Source organism: Actinoplanes sp. NPDC024001 (assembly GCF_040638955.1).
Classification (GTDB): Bacteria; Actinomycetota; Actinomycetes; order Mycobacteriales; family Micromonosporaceae; genus Actinoplanes.
This window is the reverse complement of record NZ_JBEZZB010000010.1, coordinates 19,341-44,443: the sequence shown is the minus strand read 5'-3', so window position 1 is coordinate 44,443 and position 25,103 is coordinate 19,341. Positions and strand designations below refer to the sequence as shown.

24 protein-coding genes and 1 pseudogene are annotated in these 25,103 nt (G+C 72.2%); 17 read left to right on the top strand and 8 right to left on the bottom strand.

Annotated features, from left to right (window positions below):
- Positions 1 to 33: 33 nt before the first annotated feature.
- From AB0F81_RS06235 to AB0F81_RS06225, 3 genes are read left to right on the top strand one after another with little or no spacing between them, the layout of a single operon-like run.
- Entirely contained in the window at positions 34 to 1,365 is a 1,332-nt protein-coding gene (locus AB0F81_RS06235; protein ID WP_360191797.1) for a TIGR04013 family B12-binding domain/radical SAM domain-containing protein, read from the top strand.
- Entirely contained in the window at positions 1,355 to 1,672 is a 318-nt protein-coding gene (locus AB0F81_RS06230) for a trypco2 family protein (protein ID WP_360191794.1), read from the top strand. The genes AB0F81_RS06235 and AB0F81_RS06230 overlap by 11 nt, the downstream gene beginning before the upstream one ends.
- Positions 1,673 to 1,674: 2 nt before the next feature.
- The gene (locus AB0F81_RS06225; RefSeq protein ID WP_360191791.1) at positions 1,675 to 4,506 is read left to right on the top strand and encodes a trypsin-like peptidase domain-containing protein; all 2,832 of its coding nucleotides are present in this window, start codon (positions 1,675 to 1,677) and stop codon (positions 4,504 to 4,506) included.
- Here AB0F81_RS06225 and AB0F81_RS06220 read toward each other — a convergent pair.
- Positions 4,450 to 5,835: a DedA family protein gene (locus tag AB0F81_RS06220; protein WP_360191788.1), complete on the bottom strand. Its 1,386-nt coding sequence runs from the start codon at positions 5,833 to 5,835 to the stop codon at positions 4,450 to 4,452. The two genes, AB0F81_RS06225 and AB0F81_RS06220, sit on opposite strands and share 57 nt — an antisense overlap.
- Positions 5,836 to 5,959: 124 nt before the next feature.
- On the opposite strand from AB0F81_RS06220, the gene AB0F81_RS06215 reads away from it, so the two are divergent.
- Entirely contained in the window at positions 5,960 to 6,727 is a 768-nt protein-coding gene (locus AB0F81_RS06215; RefSeq protein ID WP_360191785.1) for a hypothetical protein, read from the top strand.
- A 26-nt stretch (positions 6,728 to 6,753) separates the two neighbouring features.
- Positions 6,754 to 7,350, top strand: a complete 597-nt coding sequence (locus tag AB0F81_RS06210) for a holin (protein ID WP_360191782.1) — start codon at positions 6,754 to 6,756, stop codon at positions 7,348 to 7,350.
- On the opposite strand, the gene AB0F81_RS06205 is transcribed toward AB0F81_RS06210, so the two are convergent.
- A complete protein-coding gene (locus AB0F81_RS06205) occupies positions 7,344 to 8,513 on the bottom strand; it encodes a 4-hydroxybenzoate 3-monooxygenase (protein WP_360191779.1) in 1,170 nt (389 codons plus the stop codon). The two genes, AB0F81_RS06210 and AB0F81_RS06205, sit on opposite strands and share 7 nt — an antisense overlap.
- 98 nt (positions 8,514 to 8,611) lie before the next feature.
- On the opposite strand from AB0F81_RS06205, the gene AB0F81_RS06200 reads away from it, so the two are divergent.
- Complete coding sequence (locus AB0F81_RS06200) at positions 8,612 to 9,487, top strand: hypothetical protein (RefSeq protein ID WP_360191776.1); 876 nt, start codon at positions 8,612 to 8,614, stop codon at positions 9,485 to 9,487.
- Between the two features lie 12 nt (positions 9,488 to 9,499).
- Here AB0F81_RS06200 and AB0F81_RS06195 read toward each other — a convergent pair whose 3' ends face one another.
- Positions 9,500 to 10,249, bottom strand: a complete 750-nt coding sequence (locus AB0F81_RS06195) for an IclR family transcriptional regulator (protein ID WP_360191773.1) — start codon at positions 10,247 to 10,249, stop codon at positions 9,500 to 9,502.
- A 74-nt stretch (positions 10,250 to 10,323) separates the two neighbouring features.
- On the opposite strand from AB0F81_RS06195, the gene pcaH reads away from it, so the two are divergent.
- The 8 genes and pseudogenes from pcaH to AB0F81_RS06155 all read left to right on the top strand — a co-directional run bounded on the left by pcaH (position 10,324) and on the right by AB0F81_RS06155 (position 16,425).
- Entirely contained in the window at positions 10,324 to 11,070 is a 747-nt protein-coding gene (gene pcaH, locus AB0F81_RS06190; protein WP_360191929.1) for a protocatechuate 3,4-dioxygenase subunit beta, read from the top strand.
- Positions 11,067 to 11,630, top strand: coding sequence for a protocatechuate 3,4-dioxygenase subunit alpha (pcaG, locus tag AB0F81_RS06185; RefSeq protein WP_360191770.1), 564 nt, complete (start codon positions 11,067 to 11,069; stop codon positions 11,628 to 11,630). Before pcaH ends, pcaG begins: the two co-directional genes overlap by 4 nt.
- On the top strand, positions 11,627 to 12,844 hold the full coding sequence (locus tag AB0F81_RS06180; RefSeq protein WP_360191767.1) for a lyase family protein: 1,218 nt from the start codon (positions 11,627 to 11,629) through the stop codon (positions 12,842 to 12,844). Before pcaG ends, AB0F81_RS06180 begins: the two co-directional genes overlap by 4 nt.
- Positions 12,838 to 13,560 (top strand): annotated as a pseudogene (locus tag AB0F81_RS06175) (alpha/beta hydrolase); the annotation flags it as partial. The gene AB0F81_RS06180 and the pseudogene AB0F81_RS06175, both read left to right, overlap by 7 nt.
- 15 nt (positions 13,561 to 13,575) lie before the next feature.
- Positions 13,576 to 13,962, top strand: coding sequence for a 4-carboxymuconolactone decarboxylase (pcaC, locus tag AB0F81_RS06170; RefSeq protein WP_360191926.1), 387 nt, complete (start codon positions 13,576 to 13,578; stop codon positions 13,960 to 13,962).
- The gene (locus AB0F81_RS06165) at positions 13,959 to 15,137 is read left to right on the top strand and encodes a thiolase family protein (protein WP_360191764.1); all 1,179 of its coding nucleotides are present in this window, start codon (positions 13,959 to 13,961) and stop codon (positions 15,135 to 15,137) included. Before pcaC ends, AB0F81_RS06165 begins: the two co-directional genes overlap by 4 nt.
- 5 nt (positions 15,138 to 15,142) lie before the next feature.
- The gene (locus AB0F81_RS06160) at positions 15,143 to 15,796 is read left to right on the top strand and encodes a 3-oxoacid CoA-transferase subunit A (RefSeq protein ID WP_360191761.1); all 654 of its coding nucleotides are present in this window, start codon (positions 15,143 to 15,145) and stop codon (positions 15,794 to 15,796) included.
- The gene (locus tag AB0F81_RS06155; protein ID WP_360191758.1) at positions 15,793 to 16,425 is read left to right on the top strand and encodes a 3-oxoacid CoA-transferase subunit B; all 633 of its coding nucleotides are present in this window, start codon (positions 15,793 to 15,795) and stop codon (positions 16,423 to 16,425) included. The genes AB0F81_RS06160 and AB0F81_RS06155 overlap by 4 nt, the downstream gene beginning before the upstream one ends.
- Positions 16,426 to 16,581: 156 nt before the next feature.
- On the opposite strand, the gene AB0F81_RS06150 is transcribed toward AB0F81_RS06155, so the two are convergent.
- Entirely contained in the window at positions 16,582 to 17,490 is a 909-nt protein-coding gene (locus tag AB0F81_RS06150; protein ID WP_360191755.1) for an AraC family transcriptional regulator, read from the bottom strand.
- Positions 17,491 to 17,561: 71 nt separating this feature from the next.
- On the opposite strand from AB0F81_RS06150, the gene AB0F81_RS06145 reads away from it, so the two are divergent.
- Positions 17,562 to 18,038: a VOC family protein gene (locus AB0F81_RS06145; RefSeq protein ID WP_360191752.1), complete on the top strand. Its 477-nt coding sequence runs from the start codon at positions 17,562 to 17,564 to the stop codon at positions 18,036 to 18,038.
- Between the two features lie 171 nt (positions 18,039 to 18,209).
- On the opposite strand, the gene AB0F81_RS06140 is transcribed toward AB0F81_RS06145, so the two are convergent.
- Both AB0F81_RS06140 and AB0F81_RS06135 read right to left on the bottom strand, forming a co-directional pair.
- A complete protein-coding gene (locus tag AB0F81_RS06140) occupies positions 18,210 to 19,283 on the bottom strand; it encodes a lytic polysaccharide monooxygenase (protein WP_360191749.1) in 1,074 nt (357 codons plus the stop codon).
- A gap of 168 nt (positions 19,284 to 19,451) precedes the next feature.
- On the bottom strand, positions 19,452 to 20,069 hold the full coding sequence (locus AB0F81_RS06135; RefSeq protein WP_360191746.1) for a hypothetical protein: 618 nt from the start codon (positions 20,067 to 20,069) through the stop codon (positions 19,452 to 19,454).
- 151 nt (positions 20,070 to 20,220) lie between these two features.
- Here AB0F81_RS06135 and AB0F81_RS06130 point away from each other — a divergent pair, with 151 nt between their 5' ends.
- Positions 20,221 to 20,799, top strand: a complete 579-nt coding sequence (locus AB0F81_RS06130) for a DUF2087 domain-containing protein (protein ID WP_360191743.1) — start codon at positions 20,221 to 20,223, stop codon at positions 20,797 to 20,799.
- A gap of 816 nt (positions 20,800 to 21,615) precedes the next feature.
- Here AB0F81_RS06130 and AB0F81_RS06125 read toward each other — a convergent pair.
- Together AB0F81_RS06125 and AB0F81_RS06120 are read right to left on the bottom strand one after the other, a co-directional pair.
- Positions 21,616 to 22,809, bottom strand: coding sequence for an MFS transporter (locus AB0F81_RS06125; RefSeq protein WP_360191740.1), 1,194 nt, complete (start codon positions 22,807 to 22,809; stop codon positions 21,616 to 21,618).
- Between the two features lie 115 nt (positions 22,810 to 22,924).
- Positions 22,925 to 23,857, bottom strand: coding sequence for a LysR family transcriptional regulator (locus AB0F81_RS06120; RefSeq protein WP_360191737.1), 933 nt, complete (start codon positions 23,855 to 23,857; stop codon positions 22,925 to 22,927).
- A 111-nt stretch (positions 23,858 to 23,968) separates the two neighbouring features.
- On the opposite strand from AB0F81_RS06120, the gene AB0F81_RS06115 reads away from it, so the two are divergent.
- Positions 23,969 to 25,093 (top strand): FAD-dependent monooxygenase, encoded by a 1,125-nt coding sequence (locus AB0F81_RS06115; RefSeq protein WP_360191734.1) that lies wholly within the window; start codon positions 23,969 to 23,971, stop codon positions 25,091 to 25,093.
- Positions 25,094 to 25,103: the final 10 nt, after the last annotated feature.

Below are 25,103 nucleotides of genomic sequence, written 5' to 3'. Positions count from 1 at the left end.
GAACGGTTCTTCGGGGCCTGGCAAAATCGCGGCATGGGTGGTCCTGAGCTGGTCCTGGTGCTGCGCTACCGCAAGGCGGTGACGTACGGCTTCCACGTGTTGCTCGGCGCGCTCGGCGAGCACGAGACCGCGACCCGGTACGAAGTCCGGTTCGGAGAGACCATCGAGGAGACGGCCCGGCACATCCGCGATGCCGGCGAGACCCGTACCCTCGTGCTCTGGTCGTTCTACTCGCCGGACGCCGTAGCGCTGGCAGAGGAACTCCGGCAGATCCGGGCCCGGGCCGACGGCCCGAACGTCACGCACCTGGCCGGTGGTGTGCACGCGACCGCCGAGCCGGTGCAGACCCTCGACGCGGGCTGGGACATGGCCGCCATCGGCGAGGGGGAGTCGACCCTGCTCAGCCTGGTCGACGCGAAAGGCGACCCGAGCGGGATCGCCGGCTTGGCCTACCGCGACGCCACCGGCAACCTGATCCGGACCGGCAAGGCCGAGCAGCGTGACCTCAACGACTTCCCCGGCTTCGCCCTCAAGTGGGACAGGTTCAACGCCCTGGAGATCACCCGCGGGTGCATCTACGCCTGCCGGTTCTGTCAGACGCCGTTCATGTTCTCCGCGAAGTTCCGGCACCGCAGCCTGGAGAACGTGCGCTGGCACGTCGACCAGATGCGGGCGCGCGGCCTGCGCGACGTCCGGTTCATCACGCCGACCGCGCTCTCCTGGGGCAGCCAGACCGAGGAGCCGAACCTCGCCGCCGTCGAGGAGCTGCTCGCCTCCTGCAAGGAGGGGATCGGGCCGAACGGGCGGGTCTTCTTCGGCTCGTTCCCGAGTGAGATCCGGCCCGAGCACGTCACCCGTGAGGCGCTGCGGCTGGTCAAGAAGTACTGCGCGAACAACAACATCATCGTGGGGGCGCAGTCGGGCTCCGACCGGGTGCTCGACGCCGCGAAGCGGGGGCACGGCGTCGAGGAGGTGAAGCGCGCCGCGCGGCTCGGGGTCGAGGAGGGCTTCCGGATCAACGTGGACATGATCTTCGGGATGCCGGGGGAGGACCGGGCCGACGTGGACGCCTCGCTCGGCCTGGCCAAGGAGCTGGCCGACCTCGGCGCCCGGATCCACGCGCACACGTTCATGCCGCTGCCCGGCACCCCGTGGCGCGACGCCCCGCCGGGCGACGTCGACCCGGAAACCATCCGCGAGGTGGACCGGCTCTCCCGGCGCGGCGCCCTGTACGGTCACTGGCAGAAGCAACGCGACCACGCCGTACGTCTCGCGGCCGCCGCGGAGGCGTATCCGCGACCGGGCCGCAGCCGCACGTTGCTGCCCACCATCGAGACCCGGAAAGGGACCGCGAATGGAGCCTGAGTACCTGCCGCTCGCGCAGGCCATCGGCGAGCTGCGCAACGAGCTGATGGCGGCCGTGGACAACGCCACCACCGAGGACCTGCAGTTCGCGGTGGAGTTCATCGAGCTGGAGATGCAGGTCGTCGCCACCAACACGCTGAAGGGCGAGGCGGGCGGCACCCTGTTCGGCGTGCTCACCCTCAAGGGCGGCGCCGACCACGCCAACGCCGCCACCCACAAGGTGAAGCTGGTCCTGCGGCCGGAGAGCCCGTCCGCGCCGGGCCAGGACGTGCTGGTGGCCGACACCACCCCGGTCCGCCCGCGCTGACCGTGCGGCTGAGCTCGGTCACGGAGGTCTTCGCCGGGCGGTCCGGCTCCGGGTACGTGCTGGCTCCCGACCTGGTGCTGACCGCCGCGCACGTCCTGGTGGACGGTCACGCCATCTCGGTGCGGCCGCTCGGCGCCACCGACTGGGTCGACGCGGACGTGGTGTGGCGTGGTTCCGGTGACGTGGACGCCGTGCTCCTTCGCGCCCGAGCGCCGGCTGATCCGGCCCTCAAGTTCGGCACCGTCGGCCCGCGGGAGCAGATCGCCTGCCGGGCCACCGGCTTCCCGGCGGTCGCGCAATTGCCGGGCCAGGTGCGTGACTCCGACACGTTCTGCGGGCAGACCGTGCCGGGCGCGGCCGTCAAGGACGGCCGGCTGGTGATCGAGTCCGCCGCCGGACCCCGCGACCTCGACCAGGCGGCCTCCCCATGGGCGGGCATCTCCGGCGCGGCGGTCTTCTCGGCGCCCGAGCGCTTCCTGCTCGGGATCGTCGAACGGACCCCGGCCGGCTACCCGAACAACCGCCTGAAAGTGCTGCCGTCGAGCGTTCTCCTCGCCGACCCCGAGTTCCGCCGGCTCACCGGCGAACCCGCGGCGCAGGCGGTCACCCGCTCCGGCTCGGTCCTGCACCCGCCCTACCAGGCGTTGCCCGCCAACCGGCCGGACTCGTGGCTGCTGGAGTCCCGCTACGCGGTGGTCGACTTCGTCGACGAGGGCGGCCAGCTGGACACGCTGACCGAGTGGGCGAACTCCGGCGACGGCTTCAGCATCGGCGTGGTCACCGGCGGCGGCGGGACGGGCAAGAGCCGGCTCGCCGCCGAGTTCGCCGACCGGCTGCGCCGGGCCGGCTGGGACGCCGGCCTGCTCAACACCGACAACCCGGCGAGCTGGGACGAGATCTCCTCCGATCAGCCACTGCTGATCATCGTCGATTACGCCAGCCGGTTCGCCGAGCCGCTGGCCGGCCTCATCGGCCGGTTGGCCGACGACAACCCCACCGATTCCGTACGGCTGCTGCTGCTCGAACGTCGCATGGGCTCCTGGTGGGAGACCGTCGACCGGCAGACGAGCCGCCTCGCCCGCCACCTGCTCGGCCTGGACCTGACGATGCGGGAAGCCGAGCGGGACCGGCATGTCGAGGCGGCCACCAGATCGCTGTCGCGCCGCCTCGGGGTGTCACCGGCGGCCGTCGGTGAGATCCAGGCCGACCGTCCGCTGCTGATCCACGTCGCGGTGCTGCTGGCCCTGCGCGGCGACCCGGGCGGATCCGGCCGGGAAGCCCTCCTGCAGCGCCTGCTCGACCGGGAGGTCATCCGCTGGGAGGCAGCGCTCGGCGTGCACAAACTCGGCCACCTGCACCCGGCCCAGGCCGCCGAGATCATCGCGGTGGCCTCGCTGGTCAGCCCCCACCGCGACGAGGCGAAGGCCCTGCTGGAGGGCGTCGCGCCGCACGACGCCGGGAAGGTGGTCGAGTGGCTGACCGACGTGCTCGGCGCGGAGGACGGCGTGATCCGGCCGGTCGGCCCCGACCTGCTCGTCGAGCATCTGCTCGAAACCCTGCCGGACCTGCGCTCCGTCACGCTGCGGCTGCTGGCCGCGAGCGACACCGTCACCGCCACGCACCGCGGGCGCATCCTGCACCTGCTGACGCTCGCGGCCCGGAACGGGCCGAACTCGCGGGCCGCGCTGACCGCCGCGCTGACCAAGCACCTGCCCGAGCTCCTGGACAGTGACCCCACTTCGCTCAGCGCGGCACTCTTCGCCGCCGACAGCACGAACCTCGCCCTTTCCCGGGCCGCCGGGCAGGTCGCCTCCAGCCTCGCCGACAGTGAACGTCTCGCCGAGGTGCGGGCCGAGATCTACCACCTGGCCACGGTCCGGATCCGCAAGCGGGCCGGCGGCCGGATCAGCGAACTCCCGGACGAGATGATCATCGATGACCGGGCCGCCGCGTTCGCCGATCTCGGCGGGCTGCTCGTCAATCGCGGAATGAGCCTCGGCACGCTGAGCCGATGGGGCCGGGCGCTGGCCGTGACCCTGGAAGCGGTCGAGATCTTTTCGGTGCTCAGCGAGAAGTTCGGCAACTTCGCTGACCGGCGCCGGCTGGCGATCGCCATCAGCCACGCGGGAAAGTTCTTCCGGCACCTGGGCCTGCACTGCGAATCGACCCGGTTCGCGAAGAGGGCGACCAGGATGTGGCGTTCGCTCGCGCAGGAAGATCCGGACCAGCGCGAAGATCTTGGCATTTCACTCACCAACCTGGCGGACACCATCTGTGCGGCGGGCCGCGCGGGCGAGGCGATTCCCTACGGGGTCGAGGGGATCGCGCTGTTCCGCGCCGAGCTGCAGCGGGGGCGCGAGAGTTCCCAGCCGCACCTCGAGCGGGCGCTTTCCGAAATGGCCCATCACCGCACGGAGGTGGGCGATGTCGGCGATGCCTGGGCGGTGATCCACGAGGCCGCGCAGCTCAAAGGACTGGTGATCGGCGAGACGGCCGAGGTCGACGACGTGGAGAAGCTCGACGCGGTCGGATACCTCAACGGCCGGGCGGCGGAGTTGCACCTGCGACAGGGTCATCTCGAGCAGGCGAAAGCGTGCGCTGTCCTCTCCGCCGGAGCCTATGCGCAGTATGCCTACGAGTTTCCTGCGAACCTCTTCTACTTCCGGGGGAGTCTGCAACTCCTCGTCGAAATCCTGGACGCCGCGGGTGATGAGGATGACGCTTCGAGGATCCGAGCCGACATGGCGCACCTGCTCGCTGAGCCCGAACCGGCCGACCTAGACCCGCACCTCACGGAGTTCGCCGGCTTCCAGGACGTCATCGACGCGGTCTGAACCCGGCCGCCGGCGATCCTCCCGTCCCGACCACACCGCCGCGTTCACCGCGGCCCAGGCCGCCCCCAGCATCAGCGCCGCCACCGTCTCGCTGGTCCGGCTCCACCCCAGATAGATCCACGACCCGGCACACACCACCGTCCCGATCGCCGCCACGGTCCACACCGCGACCTGCCACCGCCACGGCAACCCTCGCGCCACCAGCCAGGCCAGCAGTCCCGCAGCCGCCGCCACCTGCGCGGTCTGCCCCGCCGACATGGTCGCCAGCGCCATCGCCGCCGCGTCCAGCGGCACCGGCCCGTCGAACTCCGCCGGCGCCGGGAACACCAGCGTCTCCGCCGCCCGCCACCCCGGCGGCACCGCCATCGCCAGCACCGCCGCCAGGATCACCGCCGGCAGCACCGGCCCCAGCGCCTCCACCAGCCGGCCCTGGTTCTCCCGCGACCCGAACCCGATCCGGTGCGCCCACCACCGCGCCAGCGACACCAGGACCGCCACCGCGATCAGCACCTCCGGCACCAGCGTCGTCGCCGACTGCAGCGCGAACAGATAGCCGTCCGAGGTCCACTGCGACCGCGCCCAGTCGGCCACCGTCTCGTCGGTGGCGGCCAGCCCGCTGAACCGCACCACCGGCGGGATCGCCGCCACCAGCAGCACCGCCAGGGTGGTGAGCAGTCCGAGGCTGAGCCCGGCCGCGGCCGCCGGATGCCACATCCGCGGCGGCCAGCCTTCCGCGATGACGCGCAGCGGCGGGATGCCGCGCAGGGAGCGGGCGAATCCCCGTACCGGATCGGGGTGTCGACCGAACCAGCGACCGGCCAGGATGAGACCGAGAAGGAGCAGGGTGAGCGCGGCGAGCGCGCCGGCGGCGCGCCCGGCGCGCGCCGCGAGAAGGTCATAGGACGCGCCGGCCGCGTAGCTCGCACCCACCATCCACCAGGCCCACAGGATCGCCGCCGGCGTGTGCCAGGCCGCAAAACGGCGATGGGGTACGCGTGAGCGCGCCGCCAGTCGTGGCATCAGGGTGCGCGCCCCCACCACCCACTGACCGAGAAAGATCGCCCGGCCACCGTGCTTGGCGAAGAGCCGCTCGGCCCGGTCCCAGCCGCGCCCGCGCGGTGCGGTGACCACCCGGCGGGTGCCGAACCGGTAGGCGAGGTTGCCGCCGAGCAGCGCCGCCCCGGTCGCCACCGCCAGGGCCGGCGCCAGCGGCACGATCCCGGCGTTGGCCAGCAGTCCCATCGCCACCAGCGCGGTCGCGGCCGGCAGCACCAGCCCGGCCACCAGCGCCACCTCGGCGGTGACCAGGGCGCCGACGACGAGGTACACCAGCGCCGGCGGTAATCCGCTCAGAAGATCGCTCAGCCAGCCCACATCGATCAACCTAGGGGCTTGGGCGCGGGCGGCGGATCGGTGATGCTCCTTAGGGATCCACCGATATCCCGGAGGCGCGATGCACCCCATCTTGCAGCGGATCGACGAGCTCGCCGCCCACCTGGCCGCCCGCGACGACACCGTGGCCGTGCTCGGCCTGGGGTCGGCCGGCGCCCAGCGGGCCCGCCTGGACGAGCACTCCGACCTGGACTTCTTCCTGATCGTGGCGGACGGCGCGAAATGGCGTTACGTGGACCGGCTGGACTGGCTGGAGGCGCCGTGCCCGGTCGTCTACAGCTTCGCCCACGACCGGTCCGGCCGCAGAGCGCTCTATGCCGACGGTGTCTACGCCGAGTACCTGGTGCTCACCGCCGCCGAGCTGGCCCGTGTGCCGTTCTCCGGCGCCCGGGTGGTGTGGCGGCGCGAGGGCGCCCCGACGGGGTTGACGCAGAGCGAGGCGCCGCTGCCGCGCCCGGCCTACGACACCGTCGAGTTCCACCTGAACGAGGCGCTGACCAGCATTTTTGTCGGCCTGCACCGGGAGTTGCGCGGCGAGCACCTGGCCGCGGCGCGGTTCATCCAGTCCCGCGCGGTGGACGAGGTGATCGCACTGATGCGGCTCAGCGGCGGTGAGGCGCCGTACCGGGATCTGTTCGAACCGGCCCGGCGGGTGGAGCGGGCGTACCCGCCGGATGTGCTGCCGCTGGCCGCGATGGTGCCCGGTTACGCCGCGAACCTGGCGGCCGCGCGCACCACCTTCGAGTGGTTGTGCCGGCGGTATCCGGTGGATCCGGCGATCGGGGGCGCGATCCGCGATCTGCTCGGCCGTTCGGACGATTCTCGCTGACCATCGGAGCGAGGAACGTCTATGCCATGGTGCAGACAGTTCCGAAGTGGAGGGCCGTGCTCCTGGATTTCCTGGAGCGGGCCGGCTGGTCGGCGGGGCAGGTGTTCGTGGCGACCCTGCTGGCCGGCGGGATGGGTGCGGTCGGGCAGTTGCCCTGGAAACAGGCGCTCACCCTGGCGGTCAGCGCCTTCGTCGCCTCGCTGCTGCTCACCCTGGTGCAATACCTGGGGAAGTTCACCAACCTGGCGTTCTGGCCCGACCTGCTGGTGCGCCTGGCCAAGACGTTCCTCGGCGCGCTCACCGGGTCGATGGTCGCCGGCGTCTTCGACGTCACCACCTTCGATTGGGGTGCCGCGTTCAACGTGGCGTTCCTGGCCACCCTGGCCTCGCTCGGCAAGGGGCTGCTGGCCCGGGAGCCGGCCGCGCCGAACGGGCAGGTCCCGCCCGGCGCCAGCCCGTCGACGCTGCCCACCGGCACCTACCGGGAGGCGGTCGACCACGCCCCGCCGCCGCCCACCATCGAGGCGACGAACCCGCCGGACGGGACGGCGGCGATCCCACCGCAGGGCACGCCGGCGGTGCCCCGGCCGCGGGCGCCTCAGCCGCAGGAGCCGGCTCAGTAGCCGATCGGCAGGCCGGCGTAGTTCTCGGCGAGGCCGGTGGCGCCGGCCCGGCTGGTGGCGACCCAGCGCAGTTGCGAGAGCTGCAACTCCGCGTCGAACGGGTCGCCGGAGGTGTGCAGCATCGTCGTCATCCACCAGGAGAAGTGCGTGCACCGCCAGACCCGGCGCTGCGCGTCGTCGGAGTACCGCTCGGCGAGTGCCGGGTTCTTCTCCCTGAGCTGGGCGATCAGGGCCTTGCTGAGCAGCGCCACGTCGGCGATGGCCAGGTTGAGGCCTTTCGCGCCGGTCGGCGGGACGATGTGCGCCGCGTCGCCGGCCAGGAACAGGTTGCCGTGCCGCATCGGGGTCTGCACGTAACTGCGCATCGGCAGCACGCTCTTGTCGGTGATCGGGCCGGGGGTGAGCTTCCAGCCGTTCTGCCCGTGCCCGAGCCGGGTGGCCAGCTCCTCCCAGATCCGGTCGTCGGACCACGACTCGGGGTCGGTGCCGTTGGGCACCTGCAGGTAGAGCCGGCTCACCGTGGCCGAGCGCATCGAGTGCAGGGCGAACCCGTTCGGGTGCCAGGCGTAGATCAGCTCGTCGGTGGAGGGCGCGACGTCGGCGAGGATGCCGAACCACGAGTAGGGGTAGACGCGTTCGAACGTCTTCGCCGCAGGGACCGCGTGGCGGCTGGGCCCGAACGAGCCGTCACATCCGGCGATCACATCGCAGTCGAGACGCTGCGTGGAACCAGACTTGTCAGTGAATGTCACATAGGGGCGATCCGATTCCACCTCGTGGAGCGCTACGTCGGAGACCTCGTAGTGGATCTCCTGGTCGTCGGCGGCCCGGGCGGCGATCAGGTCCTTCTGCACCTCGGTCTGCCCGTAGACCCAGACGCTGCGGCCGGCCAGGTCGACGAAGTCGAGGTGGTGCCGCTCGCCCGGCCACTGCAGGTAGATGCCGCGGTGGTGGTCGCCCTCGGTACGGATGCGAGCGCCCAGCCCGACTGCCTCCAGCAGTTCGACGCTGGAGTGCTCGAGGATGCCGGCCCGGATCCGGGCCGCCACGTACGCCTCGGAGCGGGTCTCGAGGACCACCGACTCGACGCCGCCCTGGGCGAGGAGGTGGGAAAGAAGCAGGCCGGCGGGGCCGGCGCCGATGATGGCGACCTGGGTACGCATGCCCTCAGCCTGCCGCATCAGGGGGCGCACCGGGCAAGACCCGGTTTCCGCTGGACGGAAGATCAAGGCGGCGCTGCTGTCGACTTCCGGCAACACCCGTGCGGTTGCTGTCGGCCCGGCTGTTCGACGATCGGTGGGACCGTCGGGTGATCACCACGTTCGCACGCCGGGTCGTCGAGCGGCTGCCGGACGGCGCGACGATCGTCCCCCGGCACGTCGAAGTGGTCGTGCGTGGACTGCTCGGCGAGACGGAGCTGTTCGGCGACGCGGACCACGGTGAGGAGCCGGAAATCTTCCTGGACGTCCTCTTCGCCATGGTGGACGAGCTCGGCCTGGACGACGCGGCGGTCCACGCGCTTCTCGCCGACGCCGAGGAGCAGGCCGCCCGCGCGGAGGGCCTGTGCCTGGGACCGGACATGGACGGCGACACGGTGCCCGACGGCGGGCGGTGGCGCCGCACCCGCCGGCGCTACCTGACCGACGACGACTTCGTCGCGCGCCGGCCGGCCACGCTCCGCCGGCCACGACTGTTCATCCCCGGCGACGGCCCCCAGCCGTACTCGAAAGCCGGCCGCTACCTGCGCGGGCTGACGCTGCGCCGGCCCGAGCTCGGTCCACCGGTCGAGGACGTTCCGAACCACGACCTGCTTCTGGTCACGCGAACCGCGCTGGTCGCGGCGGCCCCGCGGTACTTCAACCCGGATCCGGACATCGCCGAGATCGCCGCGCTGGCGCGGGAGACCCGCAAGACGTACGGCTCCGAACTCGACCTCATGAAGGGCGAGTACCTCGCACGCACCGCGCTGAACGAGACCGTCCCGCTCGACGGCATCACCAGCCGGGACGTCTATCTTTGCTGCACGCTCCTGGTGTGCGCGATCGCTGACTGGTGGAGCCACAACGACGCGGCTGTCTGTGCCGTCATCGTGGACGCGGAGGAGTACGTCGCGCGGCGCAACAGGCTCGCGCGGTGACCGGCCGGCCGCTTATTTCCACTGGATGAAAGGGTCGCCGGTCAGGGTCCGCCCGATGCCCTGCGCCGCCACCTGCAGGGCCGACACCAGCCTCGGCAGCTGGCGGCGCAGGTCCGGCACCACGATGCCGAGCGCGGCCACCACCGTGTTCCCGTTGCGGACCGGCACCGCCACCGAGCAGGCGCCCAGGCTCATCTCCTCGCCGGTGGTCGCGTAGCCCTCGGCGCGCACCCGGCGCAACTGCTCCAGCAGCCGCGCCGGCTGGGTCACGGTGTAGGCCGTGATCCGGGTGAGCCGTTGCAGGGCCTCCGCACGCACCTCGTCCGGGGCGTACGCGAGCAGCACCTTGCCCACCCCGGTGGCGTGCATCGGCAGCCGCGACCCGACCCGGCTGACCACCGGCACCGACACATGCCCGGCCAGCCGCTCGATGTAGAGCACCTCCAGACCGTCCCGGACGGCGAGGTGCACGGTGGAGAGCGTCGCGCCGTACAAATCGTGCAAAAATGGCGAGGCGGCCTGGCGCAGGCCGCTCTGCACCGGGGCCAGCAGCCCGAGCTGCCAGAGCCGGCGCCCGATCACGTAGTCGCCGCTCGGCTCGCGGGCCAGCGCGCCCCACTGGTGCAGCTCGCCGACCAGGCGATGTGCGGTCGCCAGGGGGAGTCCGGAGCGGCGGGCGAGGTCGGTGAGCGAGAGGCTGCGATGTTCTCCGTCGAAGGCGCCCAGGAGGGCGAGCGCGCGGGAGGTGACACTGGCGCCCATCGCCGCTCCTTCCGCTCAGTGGAAGAAGAATATCGCCGGAGTTCGCCTGACCGCCTAGCGTCCGGAGCGTGAACATGGAGTCGTCACAAGCTGACATCAACCGGGAGATCGAGGCGGCAGCTCGGCAGCCGGGCGGCCCCCAGCCGAGGATCGACTATCCCTCCTACCGCAGCAGCGTCCTGCGGCACCCGAAACAGCCCCTCCATCTGATCGACCCGGAGTCGGTCGAGCTGTGGGCGCCCGCGTTCGGCCACCGCGACGTCGCCGACGACGAGGCCGACCTGACCATCCAGCACGCCGGCACCCCGCTCGGCGAGCGGATCGTGGTCACCGGCCGGGTCCTCGACGGTGACGGCCGGCCGGTCGCCAACCAGCTCGTCGAGGTGTGGCAGGCCAACGCCGCGGGCCGGTACCGGCACCAGCGCGACCAGCACCCGGCGCCGCACGACCCGAATTTCACCGGCGTCGGGCGGATGCTGACCGGGCCGGACGGCACCTACCGGTTCCAGACGATCAAGCCGGGGCCGTACCCGTGGCGCAACCACCTCAACGCCTGGCGCCCGGCGCACATCCACTTCTCGGTCTTCGGCAGCGACTTCACCCAGCGCCTGGTCACCCAGATGTACTTCCCGGGCGACCCGCTCTTCCCGCTCGACCCGATCTTCCAGTCGATCACCGACCCGAAAGCCCGGGAACTGCTGATCGCCCAGTACGACCACGACGTGACCACTCCCGAGTGGAGCACCGGATACCGTTGGGACATCGTGCTCACCGGCACCCACCGCACTCCCCTCGAGTCGGATGTTGAGGACAACGCATGAGCGCGGCTCCCGGCCAGACCGTCGGCCCCTTCTTCCACCTCGGTCTCGAGTACGACCGGATGAACGAGCTGGTCCCGCCCTCGCACCCGCGCGCGGTCCGGTTGCACGGCCACGTCTACGACGGCAACGGCGCCCCGGTGCCGGACGCGGTCCTGGAGATCTGGCAGGCCGACCCGCAGGGCCACATCGTGCGCGAACCCGGCTCCCTGCGCCGCGACGGCTGGACCTTCACCGGCTGGGGCCGCGCCGCCACCGACCCCGACGGGCACTACCAGTTCGCCACCCTGGAGCCGGGCGCGACCGAACCGGGCAGCGCCCCGTTCTTCGCCGTCACGGTCTTCGCCCGCGGGCTGCTCGACCGGCTGTTCACCCGCGCCTACCTGCCCGACGACCCGGACGTGCTGGCGAACGACACGCTGCTGGAGTCGGTCGCGCCGGAGCGGCGCTCGACGCTGATCGCCACCCGCGAGCCGGGCGGTCTGGTCTTCGACGTGCGCCTGCAGGGCGAGGGCGAGACGGTCTTCCTCACCTACCCCCGCCTGCGCGACGCATGGGCATGACCGCACCCTTCGACCTGCTGTGGCCCGGGGACGACCGCGCCGGTGACGTGTTCACCGACGCGGCCGTCCTCGCCGCCATGGTCCGGGTGGAGGCCGCCTGGCTGGACGCGCTCGTCCGGCACGGCGTCGCCGGGCCCGACGCGCGCGACGACCTCAGCGGGCTGATCGGCGCCGGCGACGGCCCGGCCGTGGCGGCCGGCGCGGAGTCCGGCGCCAACCCGCTGATCCCGCTGCTCACGCTGCTGCGCCAGCGGCTCGAAGCCCGCAACCCGGCCGCGGCGCGATGGCTGCACAAGGGCCTGACCAGCCAGGACGTCGTCGACACCGGGCTGGTCCTGTGCCTGCGCGACGCCGTCGCCCGGATCCGCGACGACCTGGCCGCCCAGACCGGGACACTGGCGCGGCTCGCCGACGAGCACCGGCACACCGCGATGGCCGGGCGCACGCTGACCCAGCACGCCGTACCGATCACCTTCGGTCTGAAGGCCGCGACCTGGCTGACCGGTGTGCTCGACGCCCGCGGCCGCCTGGCGGCCGTGGACCTGCCCGTCCAGATCGGCGGCGCGGCCGGCAGCCTGGCCGCGCCGGTCGCGCTGGGCGGCTCCCCGGCCGTGGCCGGCGACCTGATCGCGGCGACCGCCGCCGCCCTCGGCCTGCCGGTCCGCGACCCGTGGCACACCGCGCGGGCGCCGCTCACCGGCATCGCCGACGCGCTGGTCACCTGCACCGACGCGTGGGGGCGGATCGCCAACGACGTGCTCGTCGCGGCCCGCCCGGAGATCCACGAGCTGTCCGAGGGCGCGGTGTCCGGGCGCGGCGGCTCGTCCGCGATGCCGAACAAGCAGAACCCGGTCCTGTCCGTCCTGATCCGCCGGGCCGCGCTGGCCGCGCCGCCGCTGGCCGCGACCGTGCACGCCGGTGCGGCAGCCGCGGTCGACGAGCGGCCCGACGGCGGCTGGCACGTGGAGTGGGCCACCCTGCGTACCCTCGCCCGGCGCACCGTGGTCGCCGGATCCCAGACCGCCGAACTGCTGGCCGGGCTGCGGGTGGAGACTGCCTGGATGACCGCGAACCTGGCCGCCGCCCGTCCCGGCATCGACGCCGAACAGCGCTCGGTCGCCCCGGACTCGGCCCCCGGCGAGCCCTACCTCGGCGCCACCGACCAGATCATCGACGCGGCGCTCGCCCGCGCGAAGGAGACCCCGTCGTGCTGACCGCGACCATCTTCGCCGACGCACCCGACCGGCCGCTGCTGCTGCTCGGCTCCTCGGTCGGGACCAGCGTCGACTCGCTCTGGGCGCGCTGCGCCGAGCGGCTCTACGGCCGCTACCACGTGGTCGGCTTCGACCTGCCCGGCCACGGCCGCAGCGCCCCCGCGCCGGGGCCGTTCAGCATCGCCGACCTGGCCCGCGAGGTGGTCGCGCTCGCCGACCGGATCCGGCCGGGCACGTCGTTCCTCTACGCCGGGGACTCGATCGGCGGCGCGATCGGCCTGCACCTGCTGCTCGACTTCCCGGAGCGGGTCACCGCCGCCGCCCTGCTCTGCACCGGCGCCAAGATCGGTGAGAGCGCGATGTGGCACGACCGGGCCGCGCTGGTGCGGGCCGAGGGCACCGCGGTGGTGGTGGCCGGCTCGATCGACCGGTGGTTCGCCCCGGGCTTCCCGGAACGCTCACCCGAGATCACCGAACCCTTGCTGGGTGCGCTGCGCGCGACCGACGATCACAGCTATGCGTACGCCTGTGAAGCGCTCGCCGCCTTCGACGTCCGCGACCGGCTCGCCGAGATCGCCGCACCGGTGCTGGCGGTCGCCGGCGCCGCGGACAAGCCGACCCCGCCGGAGGGCCTGGCCGCGATCGCCGACGGCGTGCTCCACGGCCGCCTGGTCGTCCTCGACGGCGTCGCGCACCTGGCCCCGGCCGAGTCCCCGGAGGTCGTCGCCTTCCTGCTCGACCAGCACTTCGACGAGCAGCGGGCGGCCGGCATCAGGGTGCGCCGCGAGGTGCTCGGGCCCGCCCACGTGGACCGGGCCACCGCCGGCACCACCGCCTTCACCCGCGACTTCCAGGACCTGATCACCCGGTACGCGTGGGGCGACATCTGGACCCGGCCCGGGCTCGACCGCCGCAGCCGCTCGCTGATCACCCTGACCGCGCTGGTCGCGCTCGGGCACCACGAGGAGCTGGCGATGCACGTCCGCGCGGCGCGTACCAACGGGCTGACCGTCGACGAGATCAAGGAGACACTGCTGCAGACCGCGATCTACTGCGGCGTACCGGCCGCCAACACCGCCTTCCGCATTGCCCAGCGTGTCCTCGAGGAGCCCCAGTGACCGACTCGTTCGTCTACGCCGCCGTCCGCACCCCGTTCGGCCGTTACTCCGGAGCGCTGGCCGAGGTGCGCCCCGACGACCTGGCCGCCACCGCGGTGACCGGGCTGCTCGCCAAGGCCCCGCAGCTGGACCCGGCCCGCATCGACGACGTGCACTGGGGCAACGCCAACGGCGCCGGCGAGGACAACCGCAACGTCGGCCGGATGGCCGTGCTGCTGGCCGGCCTGCCCACCTCGATCCCGGCGAACACCGTCAACCGGCTCTGCGGCTCCAGCCTCGACGCGGCCATCATCGGCTCCCGGGCGATCGCGGCCGGCGACGCGGAGATCGTGCTGGTCGGCGGGGTCGAGTCGATGACCCGGGCGCCGTGGGTGCTGCCGAAACCGTCACGGGCCTTCCCGGCCGGCAACCTGGAGGCGGTCTCCACCACGCTCGGCTGGCGGCTGACCAACCCGAAGATGCCTGTGGAGTGGACCGCCTCGCTGGGCGAGTGCAACGAGCAGCTGGGGGAGAAGCACGGGATCTCCCGGGAACGGCAGGACGCCTTCGCGGTCCGCTCCCACCTGCTCGCCGCCAAGGCCTGGGACGAGGGCTTCTACCAGGACCTGACCGTGCCGGTCGGCGACCTGGACCGGGACGAGGGCATCCGGGCCGACAGCAGCGTCGAGAAACTGGCCCGGCTGAAGCCGTCGTTCCGCAAGGACGGCACGATCACCGCCGGCAACGCCTCCCCGCTCAACGACGGCGCCGCCGCGGTGCTGATCGGCTCGGCCGCCGCGGCCTTCCACATCGGGTTCGACCCGATGGCGCGGATCGCCGGGCGGGCCGCGCACGCCGTCGACCCGCAGGAGTTCGGGTTCGCCCCGGTCGAGGCGGCCGAGAAAGCGCTGCGCCGGGCCGGCATCAGCTGGTCCGACGTGGGCGCCGTCGAGCTGAACGAGGCGTTCGCCGTGCAGTCGCTCGCCTGCGTCGACGCGTGGGGCATCGACCCGGAGATCGTGAACACCCGGGGCGGCGCCATCGCCATCGGCCACCCGCTCGGCGCGTCCGGCGCCCGCATCCTCGGCACCCTCGCCCACGTGCTGCGCGAACGCAACCAGCGCTGGGGTGTCGCCGCCATCTGCATCGGCGTCGGCCAGGCCCTCGCCGTCGTCCTGGAGAACTGCACCCGGTGAGAACCATGATCACGGACGCGCTGGAGGCGGTGTCGGCGGTCCGGGACGGCGACACCGTCCTGGTCGGTGGATTCGGCATGGCCGGCATGCCGGTCGAGCTGATCGACGCGCTGATCGAGCACGGCGCCGGCGACCTCACCATCGTCAGCAACAACGCCGGCAACGGCGACACCGGGCTGGCCGCGCTGCTCGCGGCCGGCCGCGTACGGAAAATGATCTGTTCCTTCCCGCGCCAGACCGACTCCTGGGTCTTCGACGGTCTCTACCGGGCCGGCAAGATCGAGCTGGAGGTCGTGCCGCAGGGCAACCTGGCCGAGCGGATGCGGGCCGCCGGCGCCGGCATCGGCGCCTTCTTCTGCCCGACCGGTGTCGGCACCATGCTCGCCGAGGGCAAGGAGACCCGGGTGATCGACGGCCGGGAGTACGTCCTGGAGTACCCGATCCACGGCGACGTCGCGCTGATCCGGGCGCACGTCGCCGACCGGCTCGGCAACCTGGTCTACCGCAAGACCGCCCGCAACTTCGGCCCGGTGATGGCCGCCGCCGCCCGGGTCACCGTCGCCCAGGTCTCGCGGATCGTCGAGATCGGGGAGCTGGACCCGGAGCACGTGATCACCCCGTCGATCTACGTGAACCGCCTGGTGGAGGTGCCCCGATGAGCCTGGACAAGGAAGAACTGGCCCGGCTGATCGCCGGCGACATCCCGTCCGGCGCCTACGTGAACCTCGGCATCGGGCAGCCCACCACGATCGCCCGGTTCCTGGACCCGGACAGCGGCGTGGTCCTGCACACCGAGAACGGCATGCTCGGCATGGGCGAGGTGGTCCCGGCGGAGCAGGCCGACTGGGACCTCACCAACGCCGGCAAGCAGCCGGTCACCGAGCTGCCCGGCGCGGCCTACTTCCACCACGCCGACTCGTTCGCCATGATGCGCGGCGGCCATCTGGACGTCTGCGTGATGGGCGCCTTCCAGGTGTCGGCCGGCGGTGACCTGGCCAACTGGCACACCGGCGCCCCCGACGCGATCCCGGCCGTCGGCGGTGCGATGGATCTCGCGGTGGGCGCCAGACAGGTGTGGGTGATGATGACGCTGTTCACCAAGACCGGCGAGCCGAAGCTGGTGCCGCAGTGCGGCTACCCGCTGACCGGCAAGGCGTGCGTCACTCGCGTTTACACCGAGCTCGCCACGTTCCAACTGACCGATTCCGGGGTACAGGTGTCCCGGACCTACGGGATCTCCTTCGACGAGCTGGCGTCGCGCCTGGACGTGCCGCTGTCGAAGGTCTGAGACCACGGAGGCCGGCGGCTCAACGACGCGCCGCCGGCCTTCGTTCAGCCTCTTCCCGGTGGGCGCCGGGCTTCAGCCGCCTTCCGGTGGGCGCCGGGTTTCAGTCGCCTTCCGGTGGGTGCCGCGTTTCAGCCGCCTTCCGGTGGGCGCCGCGTTTCAGCCGCCTTCCGGTAGGCGCCGCGTTTCAGCCGCCTTCCGGTAGGCGCCGGGTGAGGTGCCGACCTCCCGCTTGAACGCCGCCGCGAACGCCACCTCCGACGCGTATCCCACCTGCCCCGCGACCGCCGCCACCGTGGCCCGCTCGTCGCGCAGCAGCGTGCGGGCCCGCTGCATCCGGACGGCCAGCAGGTAGCGCATGGCCGGCTCGCCCACGCGCCCGGTGAACCGCGCCGCGAACGCGGCCCGTGACAGCCCGGCGACGCGGGCGAGCGCGGCCAGCGTCCACGGCCGGGCGGGATCCGCGTGCAGCGCTTCCAGGGCGGCAGCGACGTACGGGTCCGCGAGCCCCGCCAGCCACCCGGCCGGCTGGGCGTCGCCGTGGTGGCGCAGGGCCCGGATCAGCAGCGCGTCCGAGAGCCGGGCCATCACCAGGTCACTGCCCGGCCCGCCGTCGAGCGCCTCGGTCTCCAGCGCCTCGACGAGCGGCCCGAGCCAGGGCTGCGGCGCGGGCAGCCGCAGGACCCGGGGGAGCCCGCGCAGCGCGGGATGGTCCGGCTCGCCCATCACGAAGGCCCCGCACATCACCACCGTGTCCGGCACCGGTCCGCCGGCGCGCAGGCGGATCCCTGGCGTACGCATGGCCAGCTCGAATCCCGGCACCACCGGTCCGGACCGGCCCGACTGGAGCAGATGCGCGTCGCCGCGCGGGAAGATCACCAGATCGCCGGCGCCGAGCCGCCCGGTCTCGCCGGCCAGCTCGTACTCACAGCAGCCGTGCGTGACCAGGTGCACGCCGCGCAGGCCGGGCCGGTCGAAGCCGACCCGGAACGGCGTGCCGAGTTCGAGCCACCGGTATCCGGCGCTCTCGAAACGGGCCTCACGCAGGACAGCGCTCAGCAGGTCCATGAGACGGACGCTGTGGTTCGGCGGACGGTCACGGATGGAGTGTCCCCGCCACGCTGCCTAGCGTCGAGCGCATGACGGACACCATGACCGGCCTGACCCGCATCGCCCAGGTCAAATTGCCGGTGACCGACCTGGCCCGCAGCGTCACCTGGTACCGCGACCTGCTCGGCCTGCGGCTGTGGGCGGAGTTTCTGGAGGACGGGGTGGTCCGCGGCGCGGCGCTGATCGATCCTCTCGGACGCTTCAACATCGCGCTGCGCGACCGTGCGGTGTGCGCGAGCACGCCGGACCTGACCGGTTTCGACGTGGTCGCCTTTCTGCCGGACAGCCGCTCGGTGCTCACCGGCCTGGTGGAGCGTTGTGCCCGGCTCGGCATCGATCACGCCGGGATCGAGGAGACACCGGCCGGTCCGCGCCTGGACATTCCCGACCCGGACGGCACGGTGTTGCGCTTCTACCACTTCACCGACTCGACCGACGGTTTCATCGGCCTGGAGTCGCGCGGCGGGCGGCCCGTGGGGATCTATCGGGAGTCCCGCCTGGGATGACGGGGAACGAGGTGGGGCTGCCTCGTTCCCCGTCGGGAGTCACAGCACGTGCGTGGACGGAGCCGAACCACGCGGTCTAGCTTTGCCTCCGTTTCTGCTGGGGATGAGTTGGGGGACTGGGAGCGCTCCCATTAACAACAATGTATCCGATGTGAACGCCGGGCGCGAGGGTCAGACCGTGGCCGTACAACTGACGGTCGGCGTGGCCGAGGCTCCCGAGCCGAGGAAGCCGAAGCTCGTGCTGGCCCCCGCCGCCACCGCGCCGTTGTAGCCGACGTTCGTCGCCTGGACCGTGCTGCCGCTGGTCGTCAGCGTCGCGTTCCAGGCCTGCTGGATCGGCGGCGTGCCCGGGAAGGTGAGCAGCACCGACCAGCTCTTGATGGCCGCGCTGCCGGCGGTCACCTTCACCTCACCCTGGAACCCGCCCTGCCAGGTGGAGGTCACCGCGAAGGTGGCCGCGCAGGCGCCGGTCACCGGCGTCGACGGCGAGGTCGACGGCGACACCGAGGGGGAGGCCGACGTGGACGGCGACGGCGAGGACGGCGACGGCTGGCTGCCGCCGAAGTTCACGTCCGAGCAGAAGTAGTACGACTGGTCCGAGTGGCTCGCCTGCCAGATCGTGTAGACCAGCGCCCGCCCGGACCGCCCGGAGACGCTCACCGGGATGTCCTGCTGCACACCGTTGGACAGCTGGTGGGTCCACTGCGCCGCCGGCGTGTTCGGAACCGTCTTCACCAGATCCAGGTCGGACCACTTCAGCGCCGTGGTGACCGGGTTGTAGCCGGGCTTCGACACGTACACCCGGATGTAGTCGGCGCCGTGCCGCGCGCCGTCGAAGAGTTGCACCGTGAACGAGTTGCCGACCGAGGTGGCCTTCCAGTTGCCGGCCACGTCCATGGCGTTGTAGCGGCCGCTCTCGGTCTGGCCGCCGCTGCACAGCTGACCGTCCGGGATGGCGCCCTGGTGGTTGCCGGCGACGCCCTCGCGGTAAAGACCGTTCCAGTTCCACATGGCGTTCGGGTTGGCCTGCCAGGCCTGCCAGCACATCGGATCCTCGGTCGCCATCGTCGGGTCCTGGAACTTCGAACCCCACCGCTCGAAGCAACCGTAGTTGCGCGAGGCGGGACCGACCACGTTGCCGTGCGCGCTGGCCGGCGCGCTGGGTGCGAAGAGCACGGCAGCAGCCGCGGCCAAGGCCGCGACGATGCTGGAGATCAAAAACCTGCGTCGTACGGGTGAGGACATGTGGGCTCAGCACTCCGTGAGCTCGGGACCGTCGCGTGGAACGCGGCGGCCTGCATAGGTGGACTGCGCGAAAGCTGCCCAAGCTTGCGCGCGCCGCGTGGCTCCGGCGGCAGTGCTGTGGCCCCAGCCTCGCCGAACAATCGACCGAAGTCAATCATCGATCAACTGTCAGGCGTGCCCGACCGTCCAGTTCTCCCCGAACTCGGTCCCGCTGCAGGAATCCGCTCCGTACCCGGGCCGCACACACACCCGGAACGTCACCGTGCGCCCCTCCCCGAAGTCATGATCGAACCGAACCGTCCGGCCGGTCGTGTCCGAACCCCAGTGGGTGCCATCCCGCAGGGTGCCGTCCAGCCGCACGTAGCGGTACTCGACATACGGCCGCCCGTCCCCGGCCTTCTTGGTAACCGCGAAGGCGTCACCGGTCGACTCGAAATACCCCTCCGCAAGAACCCGGCTGTCCGCGTCGTAGACCCGCGCGAGGGCGTCCTGCCCCCGCACTCCCATCCCCGCGCCGCTCCCCGCCGCCGTCGCGGTGCCGGGGTTTCTGTCCGCTGCCGGGTTGATGAGGGCGTCGTGCCCGCGTATCCCCATCCTCGCGCCGCTTCCCGCCGTGGAGATGCCATAGGCGTGCTGCCCGCGCGCCGTCGTCGTGGTGCTGGGGTTGATGTCCGCCGCCGGGATGATGGGGGCGTCGTGCCCGCGCGCCGCTGATGCGAAGCTCGGGGCCAGGCCCACCGCCGCCAGGACGGTGATCGGAACGGCGACTCGTCGCAGGATGGTCATGCTGCCTCCCGGTTCCGCCGGAACGGCGCGGCTCGGCGCCGCGTCGCCCAAACCGGGGTGGTCTTCCTGGGATACCCGCCGGTGATCACCGGAAACCGCGCCGGCCGTTTATTCGGATGCCGGGCCGGGGCGACGTCCCTACGGTGAAGGGATGTCTGCTCAAGCCGCCCGTGCCGCCGAGATCCTCATGCAGTTGTCCAACCCGACCCGGCTGCGTGCCTTCGCCGAGCTGGTCAAGGAGGGCAACAACGGCGCCAGTCTCTTCGAGCTGTCGATCCACCTCGACCTGCCGAAGCCGGAGGTCGCCGAGGTTTGTGGCCGGCTGGTCGGCGCTGGTCTGGCCACCGGCACCGGCAACGGGGTCTTCCGGGCCCGCACCGACGTGCTACGCGAGGCCGCCCAGGCGCTCGGGCGCGTCCAGCCGATTGCCGCGCTACTCGGTGAATATCCGCAGCTGAAGTCCTATTTCTCGCACGGTCGCCTGACCAGCCTGCCGCCCACCATGAGCGAGCGTTACCAGCAGATCGGCGAGCTGTTCGCCCGGTTCCTGGCCGTCGAGGGCGTCCTCACCGAGGAGGAGGTGAACCAGCGAATCGCCGTCGTGGCCGACGACGTGGCCGCCGTCCGCCGCATGCTGGTCGAGACCGGCTGGCTGGAGCGCGACCGCGCCGGCACGTCCTACGGCTCGGGCCGCGCGCTCCCGCAGTCACCCGCCCTGAATCCCGCCTGACCGGCGGCCGAAGCCGCATCCACCGCGCTCAACCCCGCACCGAGCGCACCCGCGCGCTCATCCTGCACCAACAGGATGAGCGCGCGGCCGTAACCCCAACTCCCCACCCTCCGCCGCCAGCCCCTCGTGTGCCCAGCGCGCCGCAATTCCCGCGCTGCCGCCGCTGGGAAACCGTCCGCTCGTGAGCGCAGACCGATTCGCGCCGATCTTGGTCAGCTGACTCTCAGCGCTGTCCGAGCCCGTGCACACCAGCGCTGGCGACCAGCCGGTTCCTCCGGCTGCGCCCGAGAGCTGCCTCGGCCGACCCGAACCGACACTGCCCGCCAGCCCGCCAGCCCGCCAGCCCGCCAGCCCGCCAGCCCGGCTGCGCCTGGGTGTTGCCTCGGCCGACCCAGCCTGCCAGCCCGGCTGCCTGCCAGCCCGGCTGCCCGCCAGCCGGGCTGCCGGGCTGCCCGGCTGCCCGGCTGAGAGTCGCTTTGGCTGGCCTGGGGCGTCGCTGGCGGTCAGCCGGTTTGTCGAGCTGCGGCTGGGTGTTGTCTTGGCCGGCTCGGGGCGACGTTGGCGGTCAGCCGGTTTGTCGGGCTGCGGCTGGGTGTTGCTTTGGCCGGCTTGGGGCGACGCTGAGGGGCAGCCGAGCGGATTTCACCGCAGGGCGGACAGCCCCACCGGACGGTGGTGTGTGACATTCGTGCGCTTGGCGCGCCGCCGATTTCACACGCTGCTGGGTGGCGCGAGCTTTGTGGGGACTTGGGGTGCGGAGCGCGGCCCAAGTTTGCGCGCTTGCGGGTATGGGCCGCACGTTCATGCGGGAGCGAGTCAGCTGTGGGTGACGTTCAGGGGAGGGGCGTCACGGGGGACGATTGCCAGCATCGCCACCGCCAGGATCGCGGCGACGATGCCGAGCATGCCCAGCGCCGGCCGCAGCCCGCCGACCGCCCCGGCCACGCCGGTGATCAGCACCGGCGACAGGAACTCGCCGACGAACAGCGTGCCCGTCCACAGGCCGGTACCCCGGCCGCGCTCGGAGAACGACAGGCCGTTGGTCGCCCAGGTCACCAGCGTCGGCAGCAGCAGCCCGGTGCCCGCCCCGGTCAGCACCGCCCCCACCGTGATCACCGCGACCGACCCGCTCGCCCAGATCACCAGGAACCCGGCGGCGGACAGCCCGAACGCGACCGGCAGCAGCGTCCGCGGCGTCTGCCCGGACAGCTTCGCGAACGAACCCGCGGCCGCCGCCGTCGCCAGCGACATCAGGGCGCTGAGCGCGCCGATCGTCGCGGTCGCGGTCACCCCGGCCTCGTCGAGCACGAACGACAGTTCCACGATCAGCGCGTAGAAGACCACCCCGCCGGCCAGCGTGACCAGGCACGGTGTGCGCAGCTGCCGCCACGGGATCGGCGCCAGCTTGCCGGTCCGGGCAGCACGTTCCGGCTGCCAGATCAACACCGCCATCGGTACGGCGAGAAGCGCCGCCACCAGGTAGAGCCAGAACGGGGTGCGCCACCCGGACGAGCCGAGCGCCCCGCCGAGTCCGAGGAAGACGGTCGCCGAGACCGAGGCGAGCAGCGTCTGCAGTCCGAGGTAGCGGCTGCGCTGCGGCCCCGACCAGTAGTCGGCGATCAGCGTCGTGCAGCAGGTCATGATCGCCGCTTCGCAGAGTCCGACGAGGACCCGGCTGCCGATGATGGCGTGCAGCGACTCCAGGTAGAGCGGCGCGGTCCCGAAGATCGTGTAGCCGATCATCGAGGCGATCAGCACCCGTTTGCGGTCGATCGCGTCGGCGATGAGCCCGGCGAACGGCGCGGTCAATCCGATGATCAGGGCCGGGACGGTCAGCACGATCGGCACCAGCACGTCCGCGCCGGCGACGGCGGCGAAGTGGTCGGTCATTTGCGGCAGTACCGGCGCGATGAGCACCGCGCCGAGCACCGAGAGGCAGCTGCCGGCGAGCAGGAGCACCAGCTGGGCCAGTCCGGCCTGGCGTGGCGGTGCGGAGGTGGCGACAGGCATGAGGGAGCCTTCCGAGCGACAGGGTGGGGCCCGCGTGGTCCAGGTCACACGCGGTGGCCCTGACTATGTGCGGCGACCCGCTGTTCGCGGAAGACGGTTCCGCTGATGCCGGCTATCAGTTCGGCTGATGGCGCAGTTCGGCGGCGGCCGCGGCGAGGATCTCGCGCAGCCACACGTGGGCGGGGTCGTTGCGGTGCACCGGGTTCCACCAGAACGCCTCGGCCACCGGCACCACGTCGAACGGGCAGGGCAGCACCCGTACGCCGGTGACCGGTGCCAGGTGCCGGGCGAGACGTTCCTGCATGAGCGCCACCCGCCGGGTTCCGGCCACCAGGAACGGCATCTGCAGGAACCCGTCGACCACCACGTCGACCCGGGCCTCGACGCCGAGCATCCGCAGCTGCCCGGAGGCCGAGGCGAACGCCGTCGGGCCGTTGAACAGCGCCACCCACGGCAGTTCGCTGAGCTGCTCCAGGCTGAGCGTGTCGCCGATGTCGGGGTGGTCGCCGTCCACGATGCACACCCACCGGTCCTCGTAGAGATCCAGGTAGGGCAGGCCGGTGACGAAGCCGTGCGGGATGAACAGGCCGTCGGCCGAGCGCAGGGTTTCCGCGGCGTGGTCCACGGCGTACGGCGTGGTCTGCTGCAGGTGCAGCCGCACGCCCGGCGCGGCCTCGGCGAACCGGCGGGCGACCAGCGGCCCGAGGATGGTGGCCGCGTAGTCGGAGCTGACGATGACGAATTCGCGTTCCAGCCCGGACGGGTCGAACTCGGCGGTCGCGTCGAAGACCCGGCGCACCCCGGCGAGGGCGGGCCCGGTGAGCGCGGTGACCCGGGTGGCGAGCGGGGTGAGCTCGTACCGGTTGCCGACGCGGACCAGCAGCTGGTCGCCGAAGTGCCGCCGCAGCCGGCTGAGGGCGCCGCTGACCGCGGGCTGGCTGACGCCGAGCCGCTCCGCGGTCCGGGTGACGTTGCGTTCCCGGAGCAGGGCGTCGAGCGTCACGAGCAGGTTCAAATCGAGATTCGCCAGCACCCGGTCGACGCTCATAGCCGCCACTATAAGCCGCGGCTATGGCAGGGATCAGCAGGTCGAGCTTCCCTGATGGCGTGAAGGGAGGGGACAGTGGTGCCAGTCACACGAAACAGGAGGGAAACCGCCGTGCCAGCAGTTCGTAACGTACTGGTCGTCGGTGGTGGCGCCGCGGGCGCTGCCGCGGCGATCCTGCTCGCGGAGGGCGGCGTCTCCGTCGACCTCGTCGACGCCAAGCCCGACGTGGCCGCGCTCGGCTCCGGCATCACCCTGCAGGGCAACGCCCTGCGCGTGCTGCGTGAGCTGGGGGTCTGGGACCAGGTCGCCGCCGAGGGGTACGCGTTCGACACGCTCGGCCTGCGCGCCCCCGACCCGGCCGGGACCCTGCTCGCCGAGCTCACCGACATCCGCACCGGCGGTGCGGACCTGCCCGCCACGCTGGGCATGTACCGCCCGGCCCTGGCGAGGATCCTGATCGACCGGGCCACGGCGGCGGGCGCCAAGATCCGCTTCAACACGCGGCCGACCGGGCTCAGCGCCGGCGCCGGCGCCGTCTCCTTCGACGACGGGTCGACCGGACGGTACGACCTGGTGATCGGCGCCGACGGCATCCGGTCGTGGACCCGCCGTACGATCGGCATCGACTGCGAACCGCAGCCGGTCGGCATGGGCATCTGGCGTACCTTCACCCGTCGCCCGCCGAGCGTCACCCGCACCGATCTCTGCTACGGCGGTCCCGCCTACATCGCCGGTTACTGCCCGACCGGCCAGGACAGCATCTACGCCTACCTGGTCGAGCAGGTGCAGGACCGGTCCGGCCTGTCCGCGGAGGAGAAGCTCGCCACCATGCGCGGGCTCGCCGAGGCCTACCACGGGCCGTGGGACGAGATCCGGGAGAGCCTGACCGACCCGGCGACGGTCAACTACACCGCCTTCGAGAGTCACCTGATCGACGGCCCGTGGCACCGCGGCCGCGTGGTGCTGATCGGCGACGCCGCGCACAGCTGCCCGCCCACCCTGGCCCAGGGCGCCGCTCAGGCCCTGGAGGACGCGTCCGTGCTGGCCGAGCTGCTGCTGCGCCACGACACGGTCACCGACGAGCTCTGGCAGGAGTTCACCGCCCGCCGCCTGGACCGTGCGCGGACCGTCGTCGAGGCCTCCCTGCAACTGGCCCGCTGGCTGCTCGCCCACGAGCGTGGTGACGTGCCCGGCCTGATGGGCCGCATCGCGCACCTGGTCGCCGAGCCGGCCTGACCCCCGAGAA